Source organism: Mycobacterium sp. IDR2000157661 (assembly GCF_022317005.1).
In the GTDB taxonomy this organism is placed as follows: Bacteria; Actinomycetota; Actinomycetes; order Mycobacteriales; family Mycobacteriaceae; genus Mycobacterium.
Genome location: NZ_CP081006.1, coordinates 3626100 through 3649890, shown reverse-complemented (window position 1 = coordinate 3649890; position 23791 = coordinate 3626100). Strand labels below are relative to the sequence as shown.

At 63.2% G+C, this 23791-nt stretch carries 19 protein-coding genes, 4 pseudogenes and 1 other annotated feature; of the genes and pseudogenes, 14 read left to right on the top strand and 9 right to left on the bottom strand.

The window, feature by feature from the left end; genetic code table 11:
- Nucleotides 1–30 precede the first annotated feature (30 nt).
- The 6 genes and pseudogenes from K3G64_RS18830 to K3G64_RS18805 all read right to left on the bottom strand — a co-directional run.
- A pseudogene (locus K3G64_RS18830) lies at nt 31–351 on the bottom strand (integrase core domain-containing protein); the annotation flags it as partial.
- 4 nt (nt 352–355) lie between these two features.
- Nucleotides 356–1690 (bottom strand): annotated as a pseudogene (locus K3G64_RS18825) (IS30 family transposase).
- A gap of 107 nt (nt 1691–1797) precedes the next feature.
- Complete coding sequence (locus K3G64_RS18820) at nt 1798–2526, bottom strand: IS3 family transposase (protein ID WP_255728132.1); 729 nt, start codon at nt 2524–2526, stop codon at nt 1798–1800.
- Nucleotides 2347–2462: a sequence feature (AL1L pseudoknot), on the bottom strand. (Overlaps the previous gene by 116 nt.)
- Nucleotides 2527–2938: 412 nt before the next feature.
- Nucleotides 2939–3871, bottom strand: coding sequence for an alpha/beta fold hydrolase (locus tag K3G64_RS18815; protein ID WP_238886449.1), 933 nt, complete (start codon nt 3869–3871; stop codon nt 2939–2941).
- Between the two features lie 46 nt (nt 3872–3917).
- A complete protein-coding gene (locus K3G64_RS18810; protein WP_238886447.1) occupies nt 3918–4358 on the bottom strand; it encodes a PaaI family thioesterase in 441 nt (146 codons plus the stop codon).
- Between the two features lie 48 nt (nt 4359–4406).
- Nucleotides 4407–5054, bottom strand: a complete 648-nt coding sequence (locus K3G64_RS18805) for a TetR/AcrR family transcriptional regulator (protein WP_370646990.1) — start codon at nt 5052–5054, stop codon at nt 4407–4409.
- 125 nt (nt 5055–5179) lie between these two features.
- Between K3G64_RS18805 and K3G64_RS18800 the strand changes: the two genes are divergently transcribed.
- From K3G64_RS18800 to K3G64_RS18790, 3 genes are read left to right on the top strand one after another with little or no spacing between them, the layout of a single operon-like run.
- Nucleotides 5180–6673: an acetyl-CoA acetyltransferase gene (locus tag K3G64_RS18800; RefSeq protein ID WP_238950812.1), complete on the top strand. Its 1494-nt coding sequence runs from the start codon at nt 5180–5182 to the stop codon at nt 6671–6673.
- Complete coding sequence (locus K3G64_RS18795; RefSeq protein ID WP_238886443.1) at nt 6670–7767, top strand: zinc-dependent alcohol dehydrogenase; 1098 nt, start codon at nt 6670–6672, stop codon at nt 7765–7767. Before K3G64_RS18800 ends, K3G64_RS18795 begins: the two co-directional genes overlap by 4 nt.
- A 59-nt stretch (nt 7768–7826) precedes the next feature.
- Nucleotides 7827–8426, top strand: a complete 600-nt coding sequence (locus K3G64_RS18790) for a carboxymuconolactone decarboxylase family protein (RefSeq protein ID WP_370647223.1) — start codon at nt 7827–7829, stop codon at nt 8424–8426.
- Nucleotides 8427–8686: 260 nt separating this feature from the next.
- Here K3G64_RS18790 and K3G64_RS18785 read toward each other — a convergent pair whose 3' ends face one another.
- Nucleotides 8687–9487, bottom strand: a complete 801-nt coding sequence (locus tag K3G64_RS18785) for a metal-dependent hydrolase (protein WP_238950810.1) — start codon at nt 9485–9487, stop codon at nt 8687–8689.
- Nucleotides 9488–9659: 172 nt separating this feature from the next.
- On the opposite strand from K3G64_RS18785, the gene K3G64_RS18780 reads away from it, so the two are divergent.
- On the top strand, nt 9660–10295 hold the full coding sequence (locus tag K3G64_RS18780; RefSeq protein ID WP_238886439.1) for a TetR/AcrR family transcriptional regulator: 636 nt from the start codon (nt 9660–9662) through the stop codon (nt 10293–10295).
- 83 nt (nt 10296–10378) lie between these two features.
- On the opposite strand, the gene K3G64_RS18775 is transcribed toward K3G64_RS18780, so the two are convergent.
- On the bottom strand, nt 10379–11023 hold the full coding sequence (locus K3G64_RS18775; protein ID WP_238886437.1) for a TetR/AcrR family transcriptional regulator: 645 nt from the start codon (nt 11021–11023) through the stop codon (nt 10379–10381).
- A gap of 134 nt (nt 11024–11157) precedes the next feature.
- Between K3G64_RS18775 and K3G64_RS18770 the strand changes: the two genes are divergently transcribed.
- The 10 genes and pseudogenes from K3G64_RS18770 (at nt 11158) to K3G64_RS18725 (ending at nt 23165) form a co-directional block, all read left to right on the top strand.
- Nucleotides 11158–11994, top strand: coding sequence for an SDR family NAD(P)-dependent oxidoreductase (locus tag K3G64_RS18770; RefSeq protein ID WP_238886436.1), 837 nt, complete (start codon nt 11158–11160; stop codon nt 11992–11994).
- A 39-nt stretch (nt 11995–12033) separates the two neighbouring features.
- A complete protein-coding gene (locus tag K3G64_RS18765; protein ID WP_238886434.1) occupies nt 12034–12957 on the top strand; it encodes a ferritin-like domain-containing protein in 924 nt (307 codons plus the stop codon).
- Entirely contained in the window at nt 12954–14501 is a 1548-nt protein-coding gene (locus tag K3G64_RS18760) for a flavin-containing monooxygenase (RefSeq protein WP_238886432.1), read from the top strand. The genes K3G64_RS18765 and K3G64_RS18760 overlap by 4 nt, the downstream gene beginning before the upstream one ends.
- 85 nt (nt 14502–14586) lie before the next feature.
- Complete coding sequence (locus K3G64_RS18755) at nt 14587–15654, top strand: alpha/beta hydrolase (protein WP_238950808.1); 1068 nt, start codon at nt 14587–14589, stop codon at nt 15652–15654.
- 2 nt (nt 15655–15656) lie between these two features.
- The gene (locus K3G64_RS18750) at nt 15657–17111 is read left to right on the top strand and encodes a cytochrome P450 (protein ID WP_238886430.1); all 1455 of its coding nucleotides are present in this window, start codon (nt 15657–15659) and stop codon (nt 17109–17111) included.
- A complete protein-coding gene (locus K3G64_RS18745; protein ID WP_238886428.1) occupies nt 17108–17764 on the top strand; it encodes a transglutaminase-like domain-containing protein in 657 nt (218 codons plus the stop codon). The genes K3G64_RS18750 and K3G64_RS18745 overlap by 4 nt, the downstream gene beginning before the upstream one ends.
- A 22-nt stretch (nt 17765–17786) precedes the next feature.
- A complete protein-coding gene (locus tag K3G64_RS18740; RefSeq protein ID WP_238886426.1) occupies nt 17787–19415 on the top strand; it encodes a long-chain fatty acid--CoA ligase in 1629 nt (542 codons plus the stop codon).
- Nucleotides 19416–19459: 44 nt separating this feature from the next.
- Nucleotides 19460–20602 carry an acyl-CoA dehydrogenase family protein gene (locus tag K3G64_RS18735; protein WP_238886424.1) on the top strand — a complete coding sequence of 381 codons (1143 nt, stop codon included), beginning with the start codon at nt 19460–19462 and terminating at the stop codon, nt 20600–20602.
- Nucleotides 20603–20692: 90 nt separating this feature from the next.
- Nucleotides 20693–21763, top strand: a complete 1071-nt coding sequence (locus tag K3G64_RS18730) for a BtrH N-terminal domain-containing protein (RefSeq protein WP_238886422.1) — start codon at nt 20693–20695, stop codon at nt 21761–21763.
- 252 nt (nt 21764–22015) lie between these two features.
- Nucleotides 22016–23165 (top strand): annotated as a pseudogene (locus K3G64_RS18725) (IS3 family transposase).
- On the opposite strand, the pseudogene K3G64_RS18720 reads toward K3G64_RS18725, so the two are convergent.
- Nucleotides 23150–23722 (bottom strand): annotated as a pseudogene (locus K3G64_RS18720) (IS3 family transposase); the annotation flags it as partial. The pseudogenes K3G64_RS18725 and K3G64_RS18720 overlap by 16 nt on opposite strands.
- Nucleotides 23723–23791: the final 69 nt, after the last annotated feature.

Below are 23791 nucleotides of genomic sequence, written 5' to 3'. Positions count from 1 at the left end.
ATCTGTGCGAAGTGGCCCCAGGTTTTGTTCCTATTTGGGTGCGAGGGCCGGGGTTGGCTGGCTCGCTGGTTGTGAGGTGCCGGTGAGGGCGGCCTCATACTCGGCTGGTGGAACGTAGCCGAGGGTCTCGTGCAGGTGTTCCTGGTTGTACCAGGCCACCCATTCGGCGGTGGCGAGTTCGACGTCGTCGATGCACCGCATGGTTTACCGCCGTTGATCAGCTCGGTCTTGTAGGCGGCGTTGATCGCCTCAGCGAGGGGCGTTGTCATAACTATCGCCGCGCGATCCGACTGACGGAGCGATGCCGAGCTCGGCCAACCGGTCGGTATAGGTCAGCGATAGGTACTGAGCGAGTTCAATCGGTCGATGCAACACCGGGCTGTTGAAGCGAATGTAGTTGTCCCTCAGAGACTTGCCGGGGTCTTCCAGCCGAGGGATCTTGCGGGGCCTGTTGTTGAGCGCAAGGGCGACCGCTTCGAGATCTTCGGCCGACCATCGGGACAGGTCGGTTCCTTTCGGAAAGTACTGGCGGAGGAGTCCATTCGTGTTCTCGTTCGTGGGTCGCTGCCAGGGTGAATGCGGGTCGGCGAAGAAGACCTTCGTGCCGATGTCCAGCGTGAACTGGGCATGTCCGGATAGCTCTTTGCCACGGACCCAGGTAAGGGTCTGCCGCAGCTGCTCGGGCAGCTGTTCCAGTGATGCGGCCAACGCGGCGTCCATCGCGACGGCACCGTAGCCGCTCAGCGCCGGCCCGTTTTTCACCGGCAGTGCCCGCCCCCAACCGTCACGCCGAGGAAGGTGTACCAGCATCGTGGAGCGGCTCTTTCGTTCCACCAGCGTGCCGATTGCCGAGCGGCCGGTCCCGATGATCGAGTCGCCCTCCCAGTGCCCGGGGACAGCCCGATCCGCGGCGTCAGCGGGCCGTTCGCTGATCACGACATCGGCGGTGACGTGTCCCTGTGGCTTGTTCTGTGTTCGGCTCCGGGGACTCGCAGCGCCCGGCCAGTACGCGGGCAAGCGACCAACTCGCGTTTGAGAGCTCCGCGCCTCTCGATGAACAACGACTGGTAGATCGCCTCGTGGCTGATGCGCATGGACTCATCATCGGGGAAGTCCATCGGCAGGCGGTCGGAGATCTGCTCTGGACTCCACGACGTCGACCAGCATCTGTCCTGGCGGTGCGGCTTATTGCGCCCCTTCCACGCACCGGTCTGCGGGCCCTCGACGGCAGTGCCATCAAGTCGGCGAACGCTACCGTTGAGCCGATCCTGCACATACTCACGTAGCTCATCGTGGGCCGCCAGCTTCGCGGTTTTCGGGCGCTTTGCCGCTTGCTGGGCCTTCCACTGCGCCACCCCAGCCCGGTAGATCGGCTTGCCGCCCCTGGTGGCCGCGTTCGCCGAAGCTCTCGAGACACCGTCGCCGGATCATGCCCAATCTGGCGGGCGGTCTCACGCACCCCCCGACATCCCGGGCGCGTAGCAGCGCGATCTCCTCCCGCTCAGCGAACGACAGATACCGCCCCGTGAGCTCATCCAAACTGATCGGTGACATTCCGCCAGCGTGACGGAACCACCTGGTCGCAACTGGTGTCGACACACCCACTCCCGCGGCAGCATCTTCAGTCGAGACCCCGGGGCGATCAGCCGCTGAACCGACCGCGGCGGCTCAGCCGCCCCGGTGACCGCAACGACGGCCGCAACGCGCGATCAGCCGCCAACTGCCGCCTGACGCCGCTCGGCTTCGCATCCTTCCGCCTTGCCACACCACACCTCCTGGATCGAGATGTTGCGACGATCAGTTGAATCCGCCCTGAGATCCGCGGTCGGAATGATGAATCAACTTGGATAGATCGGTATTTGATTGCCACACTGCGTGATCGAAGGCCTGCAAGGGGAGATCCTCGGTGCGCATGGTCGCCGAGACCGCCCAGCCGGCGATCTTCTTGGTGGCTGCGTCGGTGACGAAGGCGGTGTAGCAAAACCCCTGCCAGGTCCGCACGAAGGTGATGTCGGCGACCCACAGCCGGTTGGGTGCCGGAGCGGTGAATTTCCGGTTGACCAGGTCGGCGGGTCGGGCCGCAGCAGGGTCGGTGATGGTGGTGAACACCGGCTTGCCGCGTTGGACGCCGCGCAGGCCGGCCTTGCGCATCAACCTGCGCGTTTGTTCGCGTCCGAGGATCCAGCCGCGCCGGGTCATCGTGGCGTGCATCTTCTTAACCCCATAGACCGAGTAGTTCGCGCGGTGCACTGCAGCCAGCTCGGCCATCACCTGCTCGTCGCGGATCTCGCGGTCGCTTGGCGGGCGGGTCCGAGCGGCCCGGTAGCCTCGCGAGGTGAGAAATCCTGGGATTGCTGCCCGCAGCACAGCGCAGATGAGCTCGACCCCGAACTGATCGCGATGCGTATCGATGTAGGCGATCATTTCGTGGCGGGGCGGTCGAGCTCCGCTGCGAAAACGCGGACGCAGACTGCAAATCTCGTTGGCTCGACGCAAATCGGCGACTTCGCGCTTGAGTCGGCGGATCTAGGCGTGCTCAAAACTGGTCGTGCCGGGCCGCTCGCCGGCGTCGACCTGGGCTTTGCGACGCCACCGGCGCACCGATTCTTCCGAGATGCCGAGTTGGCCAGCCACAGACTTGAGCGCCTCAAACTCACGATACTTCCGAGGATTCCATCGTGGTATCCAACAACCGCAACGCACGCTGACGAAAATCCGGCGAATACTGACGGGGCATGCTCCTGATCCTCCTATAGAGATCGGAACAAGACCTGGTACTTCATACTGGCATCGAGGTGCGATCGGTGCGCTGGGCTAACCACAGCACCGTGGCTTCGAAATCGCGGGTATGCCGCGCCCGGGCAATTGCGTCCACGGGAGTTGGTGTACGGGGGCGTTGAGACCGACGGGCGTGTGGTAGCCCGATAGAGGGCGGGCATCACGTGTCCTTCGAACGACCCTCAATCAATGGCGAAATTGCTTCTCTGTTGATCGTGCGGTCGAGAAATTCGGTGACTGCTGCGGTGAAGGCGTCGTTGTCGTCCCCCGCAACCATGTGGCCCGTGCCGGAAACGTCCACTGCCTCGGCGTGAGGTACGACGTCGAGGAACTCCTCGACCGACTGCTGCGATGTCACATCCGAGTGGGCGCCGCGGACCAGAAGCGTTGGCGCTCGGACGCGGCGCGCGCCTTCGATGAGCAGCTCGCTGATGGCGCCGAATTTTTCAGCGCCGGTTGCGGCGTCACCCCGCAGGAACTCGAAGTTTGAGGTGATGAAGGCTGGGTCCCATCGCCAGATCCACCGACCGTCATCGCGTTGCCGCAAGACTTTGCGAAGTCCGTCCAGGCTCTTGGGACGAGCGCGATGGCGGTTGTATTCGGCAATGACGTCGGCGGCGTGGTCGAGCGTTTCGAATCCATCGGGATGGGCGACCATGAAAGACACGACGCGGCGTGCTCCGTGGAACTCCATTCGCGGGGTGATGTCGACCAGCACGACGGCTCCCCAAAGATCGGCGGACGCAAGCAAGTGCGTTCCCAACACGGTCATGCCGCCCAAGGATGCGCCTACGACCGCCGGCGCGCGGTCGTCTTTGGCGTGGTTGCGAACCGCTAGCAGGTCGGATGCGAGATTCTCGAGATCATATCGGCCGTCGGGGTCCCACTCGCTGTCGCCGTGGCCGCGGGCGTCATAGGCGACGACGGTGTAACCGCGCGAATGTAAGCGGCGCGCCGTGGCCGCCCAGGCGTGGCGGTTTTGCCCACCTCCGTGCAGCAGTATGACAACTCCGCGCGCGGATTTGTTTCGGTAGACATCCGCTGCAAGGGCGATCCCGTCTTCGGTGCGGACGCGCTCAAAGGTCGACGTCATTTATTCCGGCCTCGGTCACGGATTGGGCCTTCATCTCCTGCCGTCATCACGAGGCGCCTGCCCTCGGGCCGACGACGGTCACTGTTCCCTGCGCGGCACATACCGGGCGCCCGGCATTGGTGATATCGATCCTGGCGACGCCGCTACGCTTACCCAGGGCAATTATCTCGGCGACCGCAACGCACACTCCATTCGACACAGGCTGTAGTAAGTTCAGCTTGAATTCGGTTGTGGCTACCCAGGATCCAGCAGGGATCACCGGGTAGAACACCACGCCCAAGCAGTGGTCGACCATCGCTGACAAGCATCCGCCATGCAGATTGCCGAAAGGAGTCAACAGGTCGGCGCGAGCATCCATTTCCACAACCAGCCGCCCGGCGGCGAACTCGGTGTGGCGAAAATCCAGGTACTTGGAGAGGCCTCCGGTCGCGCCCGACGTGTTCTGTAGCTCGCCGGCAATTTGCTGGTTGAACTGCGGGAAGTCCATGGTCAGCGCCTCATTCCGTTCACCGATACCGATGCCATTGTTGAGACACTACTCCGCAGTTGTCGCATTGAAGCAACTGTGGGTGTTGGCAAGCAGGGCGGGAAGCAGGAATCGACGCAGAAACGCATCGATGCCTTCGGGACTGCGGTGCCGGGGCCCGCGAACCGAGAGCAAACTAAGAATGGTCCGCAGGATCCATTCGGCGGCGTCATCGACCGACACGCCGGCTTCGAGTTGGTCCCAGTGTGCAGTGAAGACAGGTCGAAGGAACTCGGCGACGAGTTCGAACAGAGCCACCGAGGTTCCCTCGGCCAGCCCTACGCCGGCGAGTTCATCGTCGCTTCCGAACAGCAATCCAATTATGGGTTCGCGGCGGGCCGCGCGCACCGTGACTGCGACGAAATCCAGTATTGCAGAACCTAAGTCGGTGTGCGCTGAAATCCGCCCGCTGATTCGGTGGAGGTAACGTTCCGCTGCGCGCACGATGACACCGGAAACGACGGATTCGCGACTCGGGAAGTACCGATAGACCGTGGCGCGGGAGACGCCCGCCCGCCTGGCGATGTCATCCATCGTGGTGCCTGACAGCCCCTTGCGTTGCAGGCACGTTTCGGCGGCATCGAGTAGGCGGTCGCGTGCCACGTCTCGGCTTGTTGCAGGAGTCGCGTCGCCCCATCGCAAGGATTTTTTCGTCACGATGCAAGTATGCCTGCCCAACCGAGTCGGTTCTGCGAACAGGAACGGTTGTCCTAGTTGAGCGCGGTGTGACAATATCTAAATCGTGTCGCATAGAAGGTGTCGACGATGAGCATGCCCGACCATTGACCATCGCACCACGCACTCCGGTTGTCGTCGGCGTCGGTGAGCTCACGCACCGCGGCCAAGACATCGTCGACCCGATCGATTTGGCTTCCGAGGCCACCCGCCGAGCACTGCAGGATGCGTGGGCCACGATCGGGCACCGGATCGATACGGTGGCGACACCGGGGATCTTGATGATTCCACGCGACAACCCCGCGTCGAGGATTGCCGAAGCGGCCGGGCTCACGCCGAAGCGTCGCATCAGTTGTCCGGTCGGCGGCAATACACCTCAGTACCTTGTCGAGGTCCTGGGCCGCCGCATTTGGCGCGGCGTCAGCGACGCGGTGCTGATCGTCGGAGCAGAATGCGGCGCGTCAGCCCGCAAGGTCACATCCGGTAATGCGTTGTTGGAGCCGAATCCCGTTGCAGCACAGGATGAGTCACTCGGTGATACACGTCCCGGACTCAGCGAAGCCGAGATGCGCGCCGGGTTACGTTGGCCGCACCAGGTGTACCCGATGTTCGAATCCGCGATCGCAGCTCAATTCGGCCGCACATTCGACGAGCAGCGCCGTTGGCTGGCGGACCTGATGGCTCCGTTCACCCTGGAAGCGTCCCGACACCCCGAACAGGCCTGGTTTCCGCGTGCTCGCGGCGCCGATGAACTCAGCACGGTCTCCCCGGCTAACCGGATGGTGTGCGAGCCGTATCCCAAGCTGCTCAACAGCATCATCGCCGTGGACATGGCGGCCGCCTTCGTCATCATGGCTGCCGAAGTAGCCGAGGAACTAGGGGTGCCTCGAGATCGTTGGGTCTTCCCGTGGTCGTCGGCCACCTGCAATGACGTGTACTTTCCGGTTCAGCGGCCCGAGCTGGGCCGTTCCGCCGGAATACGGGCCGCCGGCAAGGCAGTGCTGGCTGCCACTGGAGTTCACATCGACGACATCAGATGGTTCGATTTCTACTCTTGCTTTCCTTCCGCGGTCGAGGCGGCGATCGATGCCTTCGACCTCGATCCGGCGGATGCCCGCGGGTTCACGGTGACCGGCGGATTGCCCTACCACGGCGGGCCGGGCAACAACTACGTCAGCCATTCGATTGTGGAGATGGTGCGACGCTGCCGAAGCGAACCGGACGCCGTGGGACTCGTGTCCGGACTCGGCTGGTACATCACAAAGCACTCGCTGGGTTTGTGGTCGGCGACCCCACCGCCAACCGGATGGCAGAGTCCGGACATGGCCGAAGCGCAGTCCGCAATTGACGCCACCTCCCTTGCGGTCGCTTCGCCCGCCGACGCGTCCGGTAAGGCGACCATAGACAGCTACACCGTGGTGCACGACCGTGACCAAGGCCCCTCCTGGGTGCCGATTTTCGCGCGCTTGACCGACGGCCGACGCGTCGCCGCACGCAACGACAACGCCGAGGTGGCGGCGACAATGTCACAAGAGATGTGGGTCGGACACCAGGTCACGGTGCACGGCGCTGATCACCACGTCGAGTTCGAACTGTCGTGAACGCCGACGCGCTCGTGTTGACCAAGCCGCGCACCCTTGAGCTGCGCACTCTTCCGGTGCCGCGCGTCGATGACGAGTCTGGTCTCCTTCGGATCGAGGCGTGCGGGCTCTGCGGAACCGACCACGAGCAGTTCAGCGGTCACCTGCCGGCGGGGTTCGCCTTCATTCCCGGACACGAAATCGTCGGCGTCATCGAGGAAGTCGGTGACGCTGCACGGGCGCGCTGGGGCGTGTCGGTGGGCCAGCGAGTCGCCGTCGAGGTGTTTCGATCGTGCCGGGAGTGCCACGAGTGCGACCGCGGCGAGTATCGCAGATGCTCGCGCAACGGACTGGCCACTATGTTCGGCTTCGTCGACGTGAACATCGCGCCCGGTCTATGGGGAGGCTACGCCACCCATCTGCATCTACCCTTCGATTCCATGCTGTTGTCGGTTCCGGACGGACTTGACCCGATCCTGGCGACGTTGTTCAATCCGCTGGGCGCAGGGATAAAGTGGGCTGCCATGCTGCCCGAGACGGGGCCGGGCGACGTCGTCGCGGTTCTCGGACCAGGAATCCGCGGGATTTGTGCGGCCATAGCAGCGAAGGAGGCCGGAGCGGCGTTCGTCGCGATGACTGGGCTGGGCCCTCGCGACCGGCCTCGGTTGGCCGCAGCCCACAAGTTCGGCGTGGACCTGACCATCGACGTCACCCGAGATAACCCCGTCCGGGCCCTGCAACAAGCGACTGGCCGGCTCGCAGACGTCGTCGTCGATGTGACCGCGAAGGCGCCAGCCGCCTTCGCCGAAGCCGTCGCTCTTGCGCAGCCGGGCGGACGCGTGGTGGTTGCCGGCACCCGCGGTGGCGGCGGAGCGCCGGGCTTCGAGCCAGACCTACTCGTCTTCAAAGAATTGCGCGTCTTCGGTTCCTTGGGGGTCGATTACCCCGCCTACCAGAGCGCCATCGAGCTGTTGGTCTCGGGCCGTTGGCCTTTTGGTGAATTGTCCCGCGAAACTACGGGTTTCGCGGGCCTGCCGCAGCTGCTCGACGTCCTAGCCGGCACTGAGCCGGGGCGGAATCCGGCGCTGCACAGCGTCTTTGTGCCGAGTGCTTGACAGCGCCAAGCAGCGCCCGACCGAAAGGATCCACCGTGAGCAACCGAAGCCGGGTTGAAATGCTCGACCTGACAGATGCCCGCGAGCGCGCCGCTCAATGCGGAATTCCGGCCGCCATGGCTGAACTGTCGGTCTTCAGGATCGCGCTTCATCGGCCCAGTGTGGCCGTCGCATTGCACGGACTGCTGGAGGCATTGCTGTGGAGGGGCGCGCTGGATGCGCGTCTGCGAGAGTTGATCATCATGCGAATCGGCTGGGTTACCGGCTCGGTCTATGAATGGACGCAGCACTGGAGGGTCGCCCGCTTACTCGATGTGCCCGAACGCGACCTGCTCGCGGTGCGAGACTGGCAGAACGCCAGCCACTTCGGCGAAGCCGAGCGGGCAATACTCGCGGCGACGGACGAGACGTTGCAGGACGGCACCATCTCGGATGAAACATGGGCTGCGTGTCAGCGTGCGTTGCCCGGGGACCCAGCCGTCCTCGTCGAACTCGTCGCCGCGATCGGCAATTGGAGGCTGTTCTCGGCATTTCTGCGGTCCTTAAAAGTGCCGCTCGAAGACGGCCTAGAGGCATGGCCCCCCGACGGTGTTCGACCTTCCGTGGGCTCGACCCCGTTTGATGGACAAGGGATTCGGCCGCTCACGCCGCCCGAGTGATTCGGTTGCATTGGCGGCTGACAGCTTCGATTGATGCGACACCGGTTGTGTTTGTTGGTGTTCCATCTTCCTTACAGCAGTAGAGTTCAAGAGCGGCGGCGAGCGGCATCTGTCTACGGCCAGCGAGAAGGGGTGCACTTTGCAGGAGGTGGATCAAGGTTTCGCCGGTCTGTTGAGCTCACTGTGCCAGTTGTCAAGGAACTGTTAAGTCGACACCTGCCAGCCCATGCCAGCTTCAACCGCAAGACGGTCCCGTCGAGCTAGACGTTACTCCGCATTCGTTGGGCACCGTCCGCGTCGAAGAGTTCTTTGGTCCATCGCTCGAGGATGTCGGTGCTGTCCCAGTCATCGGGATGGAACCCGGCGCGGGTGTAAGAACGGAAGCGTTCAATCGCGGCCGGGCTGAACAGCGGGGAACGCCTAAAGGCTCGAAGGCTGCGCAACAAGCGCCGCGGGTTGTAGGTGGCGCGGTCACCCGCCAGAGAGCGGGTGGTCTGAATGACCAACTCGCTGAACAAGATCACCGTGGCAATCCGCATCCCCCAGACCCTCGTGCGTTCGCTTCCACCGACCGTCTGGAAGACGTCGAAGGCGACGGCCTTGTGCTCGGATTCTTCTAGTGCGTGCCAGAGCAGAAGCGGCCGGACCTCGGTGTCGCCGATCAGTTCTTGAGCCTCGTCGCTCGTGAGAATGATTTCGGCGAATGTCGCCGTGAAGTGCTCAAGGGCGGCCGTCACAGCCAAGCGCATCTCCGGAGAGAAGCGTTTCTCAAGTCGCTCAACCAACTTTTTGATGTGCCGATCGATCCCATCGGTCGGATAGCCCATCGCTTGGAGCCGGTCGTTGAGCAGCCGATGCTGGTGCCGGTGGGTGCCCTCCTGTGCGATGAAACCCTTGACCGCCTCCTGCAGGTCAGCGTCGCCGAGCTGGTCACGGTACTGGCGGACTGACCGGATGAAGAAGTCTTCGCCCTCGGGGAACGTCGCCGAGAGGGTAGAGACAAAGTGGCTCATCACCAAGTCGCCGTCGACGAAGTGCTGGCGACTGGTCCCGGCAGGCATCGCGAAACGGACACGGCGAGCCTTCGGCAGGACTCGCGTGGTGGAACGTGCGGGCAACTCACTGCTCACTTGTTACTCCCGTCGTCATGGGTCGGCTGATATCTGACTTTATACCTTGTCAGATTTAAATGCCAAACTATGCTTTGTGCGGTCGGCGCGGGTGTATAGCGGGATGTCCGCCGAGGAGCGCCACCAGCACCGGCGCACCCGTCTCATTGATGCCGCTATCGAGCTGATCGGCACCCGCGGCGTTGCCGCCGCCACCGTGACTGCCGTCTGCGCTGAATCGGGTGTCACTTCGCGCTACTTCTATCAGCATTTCTCCGATCGGGACGCGCTCCTGCGGGCGGTCTACCAGCAGCTCTATGCCACCTTCCAAGACGTCATAGTCCGAGCCATCCCCGATGCCGGCGCCCCACCCGAAGTGCTGGCGTATGCGCCGATTCGCGCGCTGGTCAACATGATCGACAACGACGCTCGCCTCGCCCGGATACTATTCGTGGAATCCGCAACCGAGCCGCTTCTCCGCGAATTACGCAGCGAACTGATGGCCGGTTTTACCGACCTCGTATTGCGCGAGGCCAGACTTCACCTCGACATTGCCGACTCTTCAGTGGGTGTGGCCCATCTGGCTTCGACCTTAGGCGTGGGGGGGTTGTTCGAAGTATTGCGCCGCTGGCTCGACGGCGAACTGGACTTCACTACTGACGAACTCGTCCAGCACTGCGCAGGTTTCCTGGGCAGCCTCGGCAGCTACGTGTTGCTGCAAAACACAGGCGAGGCGCCCGCTCCTGGATCGCAGCCGTAGAGGCAGGTTCTATCGGCTCGCGGTCACGTCCGGCGATGTCGGGGTGCGTGCGCCCCGCGATCAACACGTAACGTCCCGGCACGTCATCGAAGGCCAGCGTCGTCCACCAGATAACGTTCGGCCAGGGTTTCGGCAAGCCTACTGGTGTGTTCGACGATTTCCTCCTGGGCGACGTCAAGCAAACCTGCATGCCAGGCGGTGATCAGCTCCACGAAGCCACCGACCGCAACCAAGGTGTCCATGCGAAGAGCGGTTTCATCGGCATCCGGTCTCAGGTGTGGCTTACTGGCCGCGACCACGAGGTGCGTCGCCTCCTGCAGCGCGACAGCGCGCCGATCCTGAAGCGGGGAACTGCCCACATGCTGAGTCAGCAAGATCTTCGCCCTCCCCGGATCTTCTGCGATTCGATCGACCACCGAGGCGATGGTCACCCTAATGGTCTCCATTGGCGGCTGCCCGATGCGTTCCGCGAGGGTGGTGGAAACCTCACCGAGCATCTCGTTCCGCACCCCGTCCCATGCGGCAACCAATAACTCGTCGCGGGTCTTGAAGTCTTCATAGAAGTAACGGTCGTTCAAACCGGTCCTGGCGCACACACCTCTCATCGTGACTGCCGCCCAGCCGCTTTCGCTCCAGATCTCGGTCGCGGCATCGATCAGGCGCAGCCGGCGCTCCGCCCGGCGTTCATCACCGGTACGCCCGCCCCATCTCTTCGTCTTCGTCCGCACATTCCCATCTTGACAAAGCACCGTAGGTCATATCAATCTGATGGCATGCGCCCACAATGGTGGCTTATGCCACCAATTGCTCACGCGGCAATGCTGCGGTCGACGACCAGAACGCTCGGACTTCGGGGCCTCCGATGAAACTTTTGCCCTTCGGCCGTCCCACCCGCCGCACCGATCATTCTGACGCTGTCGTCACCGGTGCAGGCAGTGGTATTGGCCGCGCTTTTGCCGTTGAGCTGGCGCGCCGGGGTGGACGCGTGGTGTGTGCCGACATCGATGGTATTCGCGCCAAGGAAACCGCGGACCTGATCTCCAAGCTTGGCGGCCATGCCCTGAGTGTGGTTTGCGACGTCTCGGACGGGAATCAGGTTCGGGAACTCGCCAAGTCGGCCGAGAACTGGTTCGGCGGCGCTGCGGGACTGGTGATCAACAACGCTGGCATCGGCGCCGGAGGCAACGTCGTGGGTGCAACGCCTACGAGTGATTGGTCCGCGACGTTGGCGGTGAATCTGTGGGGAGCCATCCACGGCTGCGAAGTGTTTGTGCCGCGGCTTCGCGAACGTGGCTTCGGAGGGGTCATCAACGTCGCGTCGGCGGCAAGCTTCGGCGCGGCTCCACGGATGGCGGCATACAACGTGAGCAAAGCGGGCGTGCTGGCGCTGTCGGAAACGTTGGCGGCCGAGCTGAGCGGAAGCGGGGTCACGGTGACGGTCCTGTGCCCCACCTTCGTCAAGACGAACATCGTCGACAATCCGCGCATCGAGGCGGCGGCGGCCACGCTCGCCGCGAACTTGATGAGATGGGTAGGGGTGTCTGCGGAGTCGGTGGTCCGAACCACTTTAGACGCACACGACCGCGGCCAGCTTCACGTTATGCCACAACTCGACGCCAAAATCCTCTGGCGGGTCAAGAGACTCATGCCGGCCACCTTCACCCGCACGATGGGACTCGTCCAACGAATAACGGGTTGACGGGTTCGGACCACACCAGCTTCGGAGAAAGGTAAGCACATGGCTTTCGAATACGGCGACATGCTGCAGACGATCAAAGACCGCCAGTGGGCGCTGGCCGACATCGACTGGGACGCACCCGGTGCCGAGTTGATCTCCGACGAGCAACGGCCCAGCCTGAAACAGTTCATGGCTGACGTGGTGTGGATTGAGCATGTCGGTGCCCGTGCTTTCGCGGCGATGGCCCCCAAAGCGCCTTTCGACGCGTTGGGAGAGATTTACCGGTATTTCCACGCCGAGGAGCAGCGACACGCCAACGCAGAGCTGGCGCTGATGCAGCGCTGGGGAATGCTCGAAGAGGGCGAGAAACCCGTGCCGAACAAGAACATCCGCCTGGTCATCGAATGGCTCGATCGGTACGCCGAAGCGCTTCCGTTGACGGTGATCGGGGCTGCCATTCCAGCGCTGGAAACCGCCTTGGACGGCGCATTGCTCAAGTTCCTGTTGGACGAGGTGGCAGATCCCGTCTGCGAACAAGTGTTCGCCAAGGTCAACAGCGACGAATCCCGCCACCTCGCGGTGGGTTTTCAGGTGCTGAACGATCTGGGGGCCAGTCCGATGAGGGTGCACGCGATTCAGACCGCGGCGTCTCTCGTCGATCCGCGAATTCTCACCGGTGCGTTGCTCTACATCCCGCTGCTGACCCGGATGCTGATGAACCTCAATGCCTGGGGCCTGTCCGAGGAGAAGCTGTACAACGCGGTCAGCCGCTACTCGAACGTCGGCGATCGCAGTGAGCACACCCGCCGCGTTCCCCCCTATCACATCCTCAAAGCCCACATGTCGGCCACGATAAAACACTCCCAACCGCTGCACTTCATCTCCCAGCGCCTGGGCACGGTGATCGACTACTTCCCGACTCAAGTACTCGGTAAGGCGCCGTCATGGACTGAGGAACTCACTTACGAACCGGTGGCCAAGTGAGCGGCACGACCACAGTTCTGATCATCGGGGCGGGTTTCGCCGGCCTCGGTACCGCGGTACGCCTGTTGCAGCAGGGCATCGACGACTTCCTGATCCTGGAGCGTGCCAGCGAGGTAGGAGGCACCTGGCGGGACAACTCCTACCCCGGTGCGGCGTGCGACGTTCCGTCGCTTCTGTATTCGTATTCCTTCGAACAGAATCCGAATTGGTCGCGTGCCTACTCGGATAGCAGCGAAATACTCGGCTACATCAAGGGCATCGTCGACAAGCATGCGCTGTCGCGGTTCATCCGGTTCCACGTCAACGTGACCGGCTTGGCATTCGACGAAGACAGCGGCACGTGGACCGCAAAAACCGACGGCGGGCCAAGCTACCGGGCGCGCACGGTGGTGATGGCAAGCGGCCCGCTCGCCAATGCCAGCCTGCCCGACATTCGCGGTTTGGAGACCTATGAGGGCCACAAGATCCACAGCGCACGCTGGGATCACGACTACGACATGAGCGCTAAGCGCGTCGCAGTGATCGGTACCGGGGCGAGCGCGGTGCAAATCGTTCCGGAGTTGGTGAAGACCGCGCGATCGGTCAAAGTGTTTCAACGAACGCCCGGTTGGGTGCTTCCCCGCCCCGATTTCCGGCACCCTCGTATCGCCAAGGCCGCGTTTGGCCAGGTACCGATTCTGCAGAGCGCCGCTCGCCAAGCATGGTTCTGGGCGCACGAAGTCATAGCCGTCGGCATGGTGTGGGACACCCCGGCCACCACACTCATTAAATGGGCGGCCCAGGCGAACTTGCGCCGCCAAGTCAAAGACCGTTGGCTCAGAAGGCAATTGACGCCCGAGTTTCGACCCGGCTGCAAACGGATGCTGATGACGAGTGACTACTATCCAGCACTGCAACGCGACAACTGCAAACTCATCACGTGGCCGATCGCGACCATATCGCCCACCGGCATCCGCACCGCAGACGGCATCGAACACGAGGTCGACTGCATCGTGTTCGCCACCGGTTTCGATGTCTGCAAAGCCGGCACACCGTTTCCCATCTCCGGCGTAAACGGTCGAAAGCTTGGGGAGGAATGGTCTAACGGCGCCTACGCTTATAAGAGCGTCAGCGTTTCAGGCTATCCCAACCTCTTTTTCACCTTCGGGCCGAATTCCGGGCCAGGACACAACTCTGCCTTGGTCTACATGGAAGCAGAGATCGACTACATCGTGAAGGCCATCGGGCTGATCGTCGACGACGACCTACAAACCATTGACGTCGAGTCAGACCAGCAGAACAAATACCATCACCGCCTGCAGAGCCGCCTCGCCGGCACCACGTGGAACTCCGGGTGCAGTAGTTGGTATCTCACCGCGGACGGCTACAACGGCACGATGTATCCGGGGTTCGCGACGCAGTTCGCCAGGCAACTGGCGCGCGTGAAGACGAACGACTATGTGATGACACCGAAGACATCCCGGCTTGTGAGATCCGCGAAAACCATTGCTACGCCTGACACGCCTTCGGCTGTGGCGGCCACGCGGACGGCTGCCGATGGCTGAGCCTGAGGCGGTGCGGCGGCAAGGCGGCAGCGCGGACCGCATCGACAACGCAGATGCCGAGGTAATTGGAGAGCAGTCGAAGCACATGCTCCCCCAAGAGAGGACCGGTACTCCAGCCTTGAGATCGAATCCCCATGGCCAGCCAAGCTCGGCGAGCTTTCTCGTCGCCCTGGCGGCACGCGGTCTGTTTCGTCCGCTGACCCAGGCGGTGCCCGCCAATCAAGCTGGCCTGTCGATCATTGATGCAGTGCTGCGGGGCGCCCTCATCGCATCCGGCCCGCGGCGGGGAGTGCACGTCACGCCGGTCGATCAGCCGTTCGACGGCAATCGGGTACGGGGCGACTGGGTCCTCGGTCCCGGCGTGGACAAGGATGACCCGCCGATTCTCTACATCCACGGTGGTGCGTTCGCGATGTGCTCGCCGAAAACTCACCGCGGGCTCATGGGCGAGGTATCCGCCGCATCGCGGCGCCCGGTGTTCGCCGTCCGGTATCGGCTGGCGCCGCGACATCCCTATCCGGCCGCCGCCGACGATGCGCTCACCGCCTACCGATGGCTGACCTGCGATCGCCCTGGCGCGCCGGGAGGCGGCGCGGTCGCGGTGGCGGGCGACTCTGCCGGCGGTCAACTGGCCGTGGCTACCGCACTGGGCGCGCGAGCACATGGGTTGCCTGCGCCTGATGCGATGCTCTTGATGTCGCCCGTGCTGGATTTGACGTGCCGGCTCGCCCTCGCACGCGATCTGCGCTGCAGCGACCCGTTTGCGTCGGCCGTATCGGCCGCACGCAGCCTCGCACTCTATGCCGGCTGTGCGGATCCCACCGACCCTCGCATCAGTGTGCTCGATACGGACCTCAGCGATATGCCGCCGACGCTGATCCAGGTCGGCGGCCGCGAGATGCTACTCGATGACTCACGACGATTCGCTGACCGCATGCAACTGTTCGAGTCATCCGCGGATCTACAGGTGTGGCGCGGCCAGATCCACGTATTTCAAGCCATGTTCCGGGTCTTGCCTGAGGCGCGGGCGGCCCTTCGTTCGGCGGGGGAATTCCTGTCTGGCTCCGCGGAAAGGTCTTCCACGCAATCTGCACTCGCGCGGCCCATCAGAGGTGACGGGTCGAGTAATCGTCGCCAAGAACCCAGGAGTTGAACATGCCGACACTGCATCCGCCAGCCGGCAAGGCCCGCGACCGCTTGTCCTCCGTGCTGCTGTTGCCGTTCCCCGACCGCGTCGATGACGGGCTGCTCACCCTGAGTCGACGGTGGCCGGTCCGCAACCTGGCCTCCCCCCCTGCCGGCAGCGGACTCAAGGCCGTTCCTGGCGATCGAGGTCTGCCCTTCGTCGGCCACATTCTCGATTACATCCGCTTCGGATCCGCACTGGGCAGGGAGCGCTACGAGCGATTGGGTCCGGTGTCGTGGATGGGCGCGTTCGGCACGAAGATGGTCGTGATTGCGGGCCCGGCGGCGACGCAGCAGGCGCTGACCAGCAATGCCAAGGCCTTCTCCCAAGACGGCTGGAACTTCTTGATCGACACGTTCTTTCATCGTGGACTGATGCTGATGAGCTTCGATGAGCACCTCATGCACCGGCGAATCATGCAGGAGGCCTTCACCCGTCCGCGCCTCACCGGATATGTCGAGCAGGTGACTCCCGCTGTGAAGTCCTCCGTACCGCATTGGCCCAACGGCGAGTCAGTGCGCCTGTACCCGCTGCTCAAGACCTTGACCCTGGACATCGCCACTGACGTGTTCATGGGCGGCCGCGGTAAGGACAGCAGCGAGATCATCAATCAAGCGTTCATCGCAACCGTTCGCGCGGCGAGTGCAATTGTCCGCGCGCCGCTGCCGGGGACAAGGTACCGCGCCGGGGTGCGCGGTCGGCGTGTCCTGGAACAGTACTTCGCCCGCCATTTACCTACCGCGCGGGCTGGCCGGAGTAATGACCTGTTCGCCGCACTGTGTGACGCGCGGGGTGAAGACGGTGAGCGCTTCACCGACGCCGACGTCATCAACCACATGATCTTCCTCATGATGGCCGCCCACGACACCTCAACCATCACCACCACTGCGGTGGCCTATTACCTGGCCAAGCACCCGGACTGGCAGGAGCAAGTGCGGGCGGAATCAGACGCTCTCGGCGATCGTGCGCCGGATATCGACGACCTGGAGGGTCTTAGAACCCTCGACCTGGTGATCAGGGAGTCGTTGAGGCTGGTCGCGCCCGTCCCCCTGGTGATGCGAAAGACCGTCGAGGACACCGCAATCGAGGGCTACTTCATTCCCGCCGACACATTGGCCGCTATCACGCCCGCGGTCAACCACTTCGATCGGGAGATCTGGCACGATCCGGACCGCTTCGACCCGTCACGGTTCGACGCCCCTCGACGGGAAGATCAGGCGCACCGCTTCGCCTGGTTGCCGTTCGGTGGCGGGGCGCACAAGTGCATCGGCATGCATTTCGGCACGCTTGAGGTGAAGGCCATCTTGCACGAGATGCTGCGGACGTACACGTGGGATGTTGCCCCTGGCTATCAGGTTCGGTGGGACAACACCTCACTTCCGATCCCGGTGGACGGTCTACCCGTCAGATTGCGCCGCCGATGAACGTGGAGTTCGCGCGGTTCCTTGAACCTACGGAATTCCTGGACTTCGAGCACGGGGCTGTCCAGCGATTCACCGCGCCTGCGATCGGCGAGTCGATCGATCCTGTCGAGCGAGCCCGTCGCATCTTCACCGCGGTGCGTGATTCGATCTGGTATGACCCGTACGCCGTCTCCGACGATCCGCGCGACTACCGGGCCAGTGCGGTGGCGGCGACCTCCCGTGCCTACTGCATTCCCAAAGCGGTTTTATTGACGGCTTCGTGCCGCGCGGCGGGGATTCCGGCACGTCTCGGTTTCGCCGATGTGCGCAATCATCTCCAGAGCGCGAGCCTGCGTCAGCGCATGGGCGGCTCAGACGTGTTCGTCTACCACGGCTACTGCAGCATGCTGCTGCACGGGCGTTGGGTGAAGGCTACCCCGGCGTTCAATCGCGAACTCTGTGCCCGCTTCGGCGTCGCACCCATCGAGTTCGACGGAGAACACGATGCACTTTTACACGCCTTCACCGGCGATGGCGCCCGGCACATGGAGTACCTCCACGATCGCGGGGAGTTCGACGACCTGCCCTTCGACGACATCATCGACGCACTGCGCGCCCACTACGGCGAGTTCATCATCGGGCCCGAACCGCCAAGAGACGAATTCTTCCTCTAATCGGGCCGAGAAAGGGTGACCCATGCGAAGCACCATGCAAGACGTCCCGCTAACCGTGAGAACGATCGTGAAACATGCGACATCGATTCACGCTGACCGCCGCGTCATCACCCCGACCGAGTCGGGATACCGTGGGTGCGATTACGCTGCGCTGGGCCGGCGAGTCGGGCAATTGGCGAACGGTCTGCGCGCTGTCGGCATCACCGGCGATCAGCGTGTCGCCACCTTCCTGTGGAACAATCAGGAACACCTGGAGGCGTACTGCGCCGTGCCCTCGATGGGTGCGGTCCTGCACACCCTCAACATTCGGCTGAGCCCCGAGCAACTCGGCTACATCGCCAACCACGCCCACGACGAGGTGGTGATCGTCGACATGTCCTTGGCTCCGTTGCTGGCCCGCGCACTGCCGGGCATGCATTCGGTCCATACCGTAATCGCGGTGGGTGACGGCGATACCGATCCGTTGAGGCGCACCGGCAAGACCGTGCTGTCCTACAACGAACTCATCGACGCCCAGCTCCCAGAATTCGATTGGCCCGAACTCGATGAACGATCGGCGTCGGCGATGTGCTATACCAGCGGCACCACCGGCAATCCCAAAGGAGTCGTCTACAGCCATCGGTCCGCCTACCTGCATTCGCTGACCGGTTGCATCCCAAACGCGTTGGGAATAGGCGAAGCCGATCGCGTCTTGCCCATCGTGCCGATGTTTCACGCCAATGCCTGGGGCCTGGTCCATTCGGCGTTGATCGCCGGAGCGGAACTCGTCCTTCCCGACAAGTTCATGCAGGCGCCGGCTCTCGTGACGCTTATCGAAGATACTCAGCCCACCATTGCGGGTGCGGTTCCCACCCTCTGGAACGACATTGTCCACTACATGGAAAGTGATCCAGGGCATGACATCTCGTCTCTGCGTCTGATCGCCTGCGGTGGGTCCGCTGTGCCGGTGTCATTGATCCGGCGTTTCGAGACCGAATTCGGTATACCCATGGTGCAAGCCTGGGGAATGACAGAAACCTCACCGCTAGCCACGGTGGCGCGGCCGGCCAGCGCGGCGGACGAGCGCGATGTCTGGATCCAGCGCGCGAGCCAAGGCCGCCCCATCTGCGGGATCGAGTTGCGGCTGCGTGACGACGACGGCCACACCTTGCCGTGGGACGGAGTGGCGGTCGGTGAGATCCAAGCCCGCGGACCGTGGGTGACAGGTGCCTACTGTGGTGACGATGACGACGAGAAGTTCGACGACCGCTGGTTGCGCACCGGCGACGTAGGACGCATCGATGAGCACGGATTCCTGACACTGACCGACCGTGCGAAAGATGTCATCAAGTCGGGCGGAGAATGGATCTCGTCAGTGGACTTGGAGAATTCTCTCATCGCCCATCCGCAGGTGCTTGAAGCCGCAGTGATCGGCGTGCCGGATGAGAAATGGCAGGAGCGCCCCCTCGCCTTCATCGTTGCAGCACCCACGGCTGCCCCCGGTTGCGACGAACTACGCGCCTTCCTTGATGGCAAAGTGCCGAAGTGGTGGATCCCAGAACGGTGGTCGTTTGTATCCGAGATTCCCCGAACCAGCGTGGGCAAGTACGACAAGAAGCTACTGCGGATACGCCACCGCGCGGGAGATCACAACGTATCCGGCGGTGACTGATTCGCCTCGCCGCGACCCGCTGCTTTTCTGAACGAAAGGACACCATGTCAGACCCGTCGCCGTGGCTCAACCCCGAACTGGACGACTTACGCCAACTCGCCGCGAAGTTCTTCGCCACCGAACTCGCACCGCACAGGGAGCGATTCGCTGAGCAACACCAGGTCGACCGTTCACTCTGGAACCGAGCCGGAGAACTCGGGCTGCTGTGCGTATCGATTCCAACCGAATATGGCGGCGGGGGCGGAACGTTCGCACACGAAGCGATCCTGCTCGAAGAGCAGGCCCGCATCGCCGACAGCTCGTGGGGCGCCGGGCTGCACAGCGGAATCGTGGCCCACTACATACTTCACTACGCCCGCGAAGAGCTCAAACAACGGTGGTTACCTCAAATGGCATCGGGCGAGCTCGTCGGAGCCATTGCGATGACCGAACCCGGCACCGGATCAGACCTGCAAAGCATCCGCACCCGAGCCATCGGCGACGGTGACAACTACGTGATCACCGGCTCGAAGACCTTCATCACCAACGGCCAGCAAGCAGACCTCATCGTCGTGGTTGCAAAAACAGACCCCGGCAAGGGCGCCGACGGGATCTCGTTGATCGTCGTAGAGGCCGACCGGCCCGGATTTCGTCGAGGCCGAACCTTGAAGAAGATTGGCCAGCACGGCCAAGACACCTCCGAACTGTACTTCGACGACGTGCGGGTTCCCCGGACGCATCTGCTGGGTGAAATCGAGGGCCAAGGCTTCATTCAACTGATGACCCAACTGCCTCAGGAACGCCTGATCGTGGCGGTCGGCGCAGTTACCGCGATGGAGGCGGCCCTGCAACAGACGCTGCGCTACACCCGCGACCGAGAGGCCTTCGGTCGTCCGGTATTCGGATTTCAGAACACGAAGTTCAAGCTCGCCGAAGTCGCTACCGAAACCCGCGTCGCACGAGTGTTCCTCGACCACTGCATAGGCCTGCACCTCGAGGGACGATTGGACGTCCAGACCGTCGCAATGGCCAAGTGGTGGACCACCGAACGCGCCATGGGTGTCCTCGACGATTGCCTGCAACTGCACGGCGGTTACGGGTATATGCAGGAGTACCCGATTTCGCGCCTCTGGGTGGACCAGCGAGTGCAGATGATTTACGCCGGAACCAACGAAGTGATGAAGGAGATCATCGCCCGATCCCTCTGACTTTATCAGTTCATGTTTCGACATTCGGTCACGAAGAGCACCCAATAGGCACGTGCTACGGGGTGAATGTCCCCTACAAAGGAGTACACCTTGATTTCGGTACAGATCCCGTATCGCCACCAGATGGGAGGCCACTGCGGGTCCGGCGCCCTGCGTGACCTCATCGAGTGGGCTGGGCTAGGCTGGGCCGGGCCACCCACTGAGGGTCTGGTATTTGCGCTCGGCGGCGCCCTGCATTTCTCATATATCCGCTCAAAGAAGTTGCGCCCGCCACTCTACTTGGTAGGACGGGGCTCTGACCTCGAGCAGGACCTCTTCGATCGGCTCAACGCCCCCTACTCGATGCGCAGCACCGAAGATCCAGACCTCGGCTGGAAATGGGTCAAAGAGCAACTCGACGACGGTGTCCCCGTGATGGTTTGGGCCGACATCGGTGAACTTCCCTATCTGCGAGCCAAATTGGGCATGAGCCGTCACGACATAGTCATCACCGGATATGATGACGACACTCAAGTAGCCTTCGTCGTCGACAATGACCGCGACGCAACACAAGTCGTGCCCTACGAGAACTTGCGGCGAGCGCGAGCATCCACTGGCTTCCCCACGCCCACCCGCCACACAACCTACATCGTGGACTGGCCTTCCATGGTCCCCGACTTGGCCACAATCGCCGGTCCCGCGCTCACACAAAGCGCCGACGCCCTCACCGGTGCCACCCATACGGCCCACATCGTCGCGATCCCCAATGCCGCCGTCGCGGGGCAAGGACTTGACGGGGTCACGACCTTCGCGGCCGACCTCGCGCGCTGGAGCGAACTATTCGACAACGACACACTGGAATCCGCGTTGTTCGCCCTCGGCGCCCTCATTGAAAAAGCCGGCACAGGTGGCGGCCTGTTCCGAAACCTGCAAGCCGATGGATGTCGGCGCATCGCGGAGATACTGCACTGCGATGCCGCCTCCGAGGCAGCGCATGCCGCCCGCACCGCTTCATGCATGTGGACCCGAGTCGCAAAGGCCGCGTTCGACCCCGCCAGCTCGCTACGACGCAGGGCTGCTGCCGCCGCAGCCGCCGCAGCCCAACTCCCCGATGCTGAAGCACGCCTCGCCGAGGCTCTCCGCACAGCCGGAAGCCAACTGAGTCGATCAGCCCCGTCCTGAACACTCATCCACGATCTCTGCCCCTCGCACTGCGATTCTGCGGTCGATCTGAACCGCCCCGTGAGTCCGGAGACTTTCTGATTTGAGAGCTCAACCGGCGGCTGGCCTCGTCGATTGAGCGTAGTAGGCGGTCTCAAGCTCGGCCGGTGGCATGAACCGCCCCGGTGAGTCCGGAGACTTTGATGTGCCCCGGGTTGCACGGAGTCGTTTTGCTTGACTTCTGGTCACGACATCCCCGAAGGAGCCGTGTCCGTGCCCAAGCGCTATCCCGAAGAGTTCCGCCGCAAAGTGCTCGACTTGGTGGCCGCCGGCCGCCCGGTGGCCCAGATCGCCAACGACCTGCAGATCAGCGATCAAACCGTCTACGACTGGCGCCGCCAGGAGTTGATCGATACCGGGCAGCTGCCTGGCCTCAACCGTGCTGAGCTGTCCGAGCTCGGCGCGGCCAACAAGCGCATCCGAGAACTAGAGACCGAGGTGGCCATCCTGAAACGGGCCCGTGAGCTGCTCCGGGAGCCGCACGACCCAAAAGGCGGTACGCGGCCATAGCCACCATGGCCGCAGAAGGACTGCCCGTACAGAGGGCCTGTCGACTGCTCGAGGTCTCCGAGTCGGGCTACTACGAATGGCGCTCACGAGCGCCCTCAGCACGGGCGGTCCGCCACGCCTGGCTCACCGGCCAGATCCGGGCCGTGCACACGGCTTCACGTGGCACCTACGGGGTTCGCAGGGTCCACGCTGAGCTGACCCTCGGCCTGGGGCTGGCGGTCGGCCACAACCAGGTCGAGCTGCTGATGGCGCGAGCAGAAATCAAGGGGCTGCCGGGCAATCGGCGGCCCCGGCCCCGCCACGAGACCCCCACGGCCACCGATCTGGTCGAGCGAATGTTCACCCGAGAGGCGCCAAATCGGCTGTGGGTCACCGACATCACAGAGCATCGCACCTATGAAGGCAAGGTCTACTGCGCGGTGGTCCTGGACACGTTCTCCCGCCGGGTCGTCGGCTGGTCGATCGACTCCAGCCAGACCGCCGCACTGGTCACCAACGCACTGAGCATGGCCATCGCCAATCGCGACCCGCAGGCCGGCGGGGTGATTCACTCTGATCACGGCGTTCAGTTCACCTCGTGGGCCTTCACCGATCGCGCCAAGCGTTCCGGACTGGTGCCGTCGATGGGGTCAATCGGCGACTGTATGACAACGCGATGATCGAATCATTCTGGGGCAGAATGCAAACCGAGCTACTCAATCGCAAGCGATGGAAGACCCGGATCGAGCTGGCCAACGCAATCTTCGACTACCTTGAGATCTTCCACAACCGCCAACGGCGTCATTCCGCACTCGGGATGCGCACTCCGATAGAGTTCGAACTGCTACATCAATCCGCTCAAACCGTAGCCTGAAACCAAGTATGGCGACACCGCCGAACCCGGGGCACATCAGAGTCTCCGGACACGCCGGGGCGGTTCAGCACGTCTCCGCAGTACCGGTAGAGGCGGCGGTGGTTGAACCAGTCGACCCAGCGGGCGGTAGCGATCTCGACGTCCTCGATGGTGCGCCAGGGCTTGCCAGGCTTGATCAGCTCGGTCTTGTACAGGCCGTTGATCGTCTCGGCCAACGCGTTGTCATACGAACTACCGACCGCGCCGACCGAAGGCTGAATACCGGCTCCGGCGAGCCGCTCGCTGAACCGGATGGACGTGTACTGAGATCCTCTATCCGTATGGTGGACAACCTCTCCGAGGCTCAGCACACCTTCCTGCTGACGGGTCCAGATCGCTTGGCCGATCGCATCGAGGACCATCGAGGTCGCCATGGTCGAGGCCACTCGCCAGCCCAGAATCCGTCGAGCGTAGGCATCGGTGACAAACGCAGCGTAGGCGAACCCCGACCACGTCGACACGTAGGTCAGGTCGGCCACCCATAGCCGGTTGGGTGCCGGCGGCCCGAACCGCCGCTGGTTGCGTCCAGCACAGTGGTGTACGAGTCGGGCCTGATCAGCGGTACCGGCGTGTCGTAGCCGAATGAT

Bases quoted from the DNA above. Each gene is read 5' to 3' on its own strand.
- K3G64_RS18815 (WP_238886449.1), bottom strand. From the start codon at position 3,871: ATGACGTCGACCTTTGAGCGCGTCCGCACCGAAGACGGGATCGCCCTT.
- K3G64_RS18810 (WP_238886447.1), bottom strand. From the start codon at position 4,358: ATGGACTTCCCGCAGTTCAACCAGCAAATTGCCGGCGAGCTACAGAAC.
- K3G64_RS18790 (WP_370647223.1), top strand. From the start codon at position 7,827: ATGCTCGACCTGACAGATGCCCGCGAGCGCGCCGCTCAATGCGGAATT.
- K3G64_RS18785 (WP_238950810.1), bottom strand. From the start codon at position 9,487: ATGCCTGCCGGGACCAGTCGCCAGCACTTCGTCGACGGCGACTTGGTG.
- K3G64_RS18780 (WP_238886439.1), top strand. From the start codon at position 9,660: ATGTCCGCCGAGGAGCGCCACCAGCACCGGCGCACCCGTCTCATTGAT.
- K3G64_RS18770 (WP_238886436.1), top strand. From the start codon at position 11,158: ATGAAACTTTTGCCCTTCGGCCGTCCCACCCGCCGCACCGATCATTCT.
- K3G64_RS18765 (WP_238886434.1), top strand. From the start codon at position 12,034: ATGGCTTTCGAATACGGCGACATGCTGCAGACGATCAAAGACCGCCAG.
- K3G64_RS18755 (WP_238950808.1), top strand. From the start codon at position 14,587: ATGCTCCCCCAAGAGAGGACCGGTACTCCAGCCTTGAGATCGAATCCC.
- K3G64_RS18750 (WP_238886430.1), top strand. From the start codon at position 15,657: ATGCCGACACTGCATCCGCCAGCCGGCAAGGCCCGCGACCGCTTGTCC.
- K3G64_RS18745 (WP_238886428.1), top strand. From the start codon at position 17,108: ATGAACGTGGAGTTCGCGCGGTTCCTTGAACCTACGGAATTCCTGGAC.
- K3G64_RS18740 (WP_238886426.1), top strand. From the start codon at position 17,787: ATGCGAAGCACCATGCAAGACGTCCCGCTAACCGTGAGAACGATCGTG.
- K3G64_RS18735 (WP_238886424.1), top strand. From the start codon at position 19,460: ATGTCAGACCCGTCGCCGTGGCTCAACCCCGAACTGGACGACTTACGC.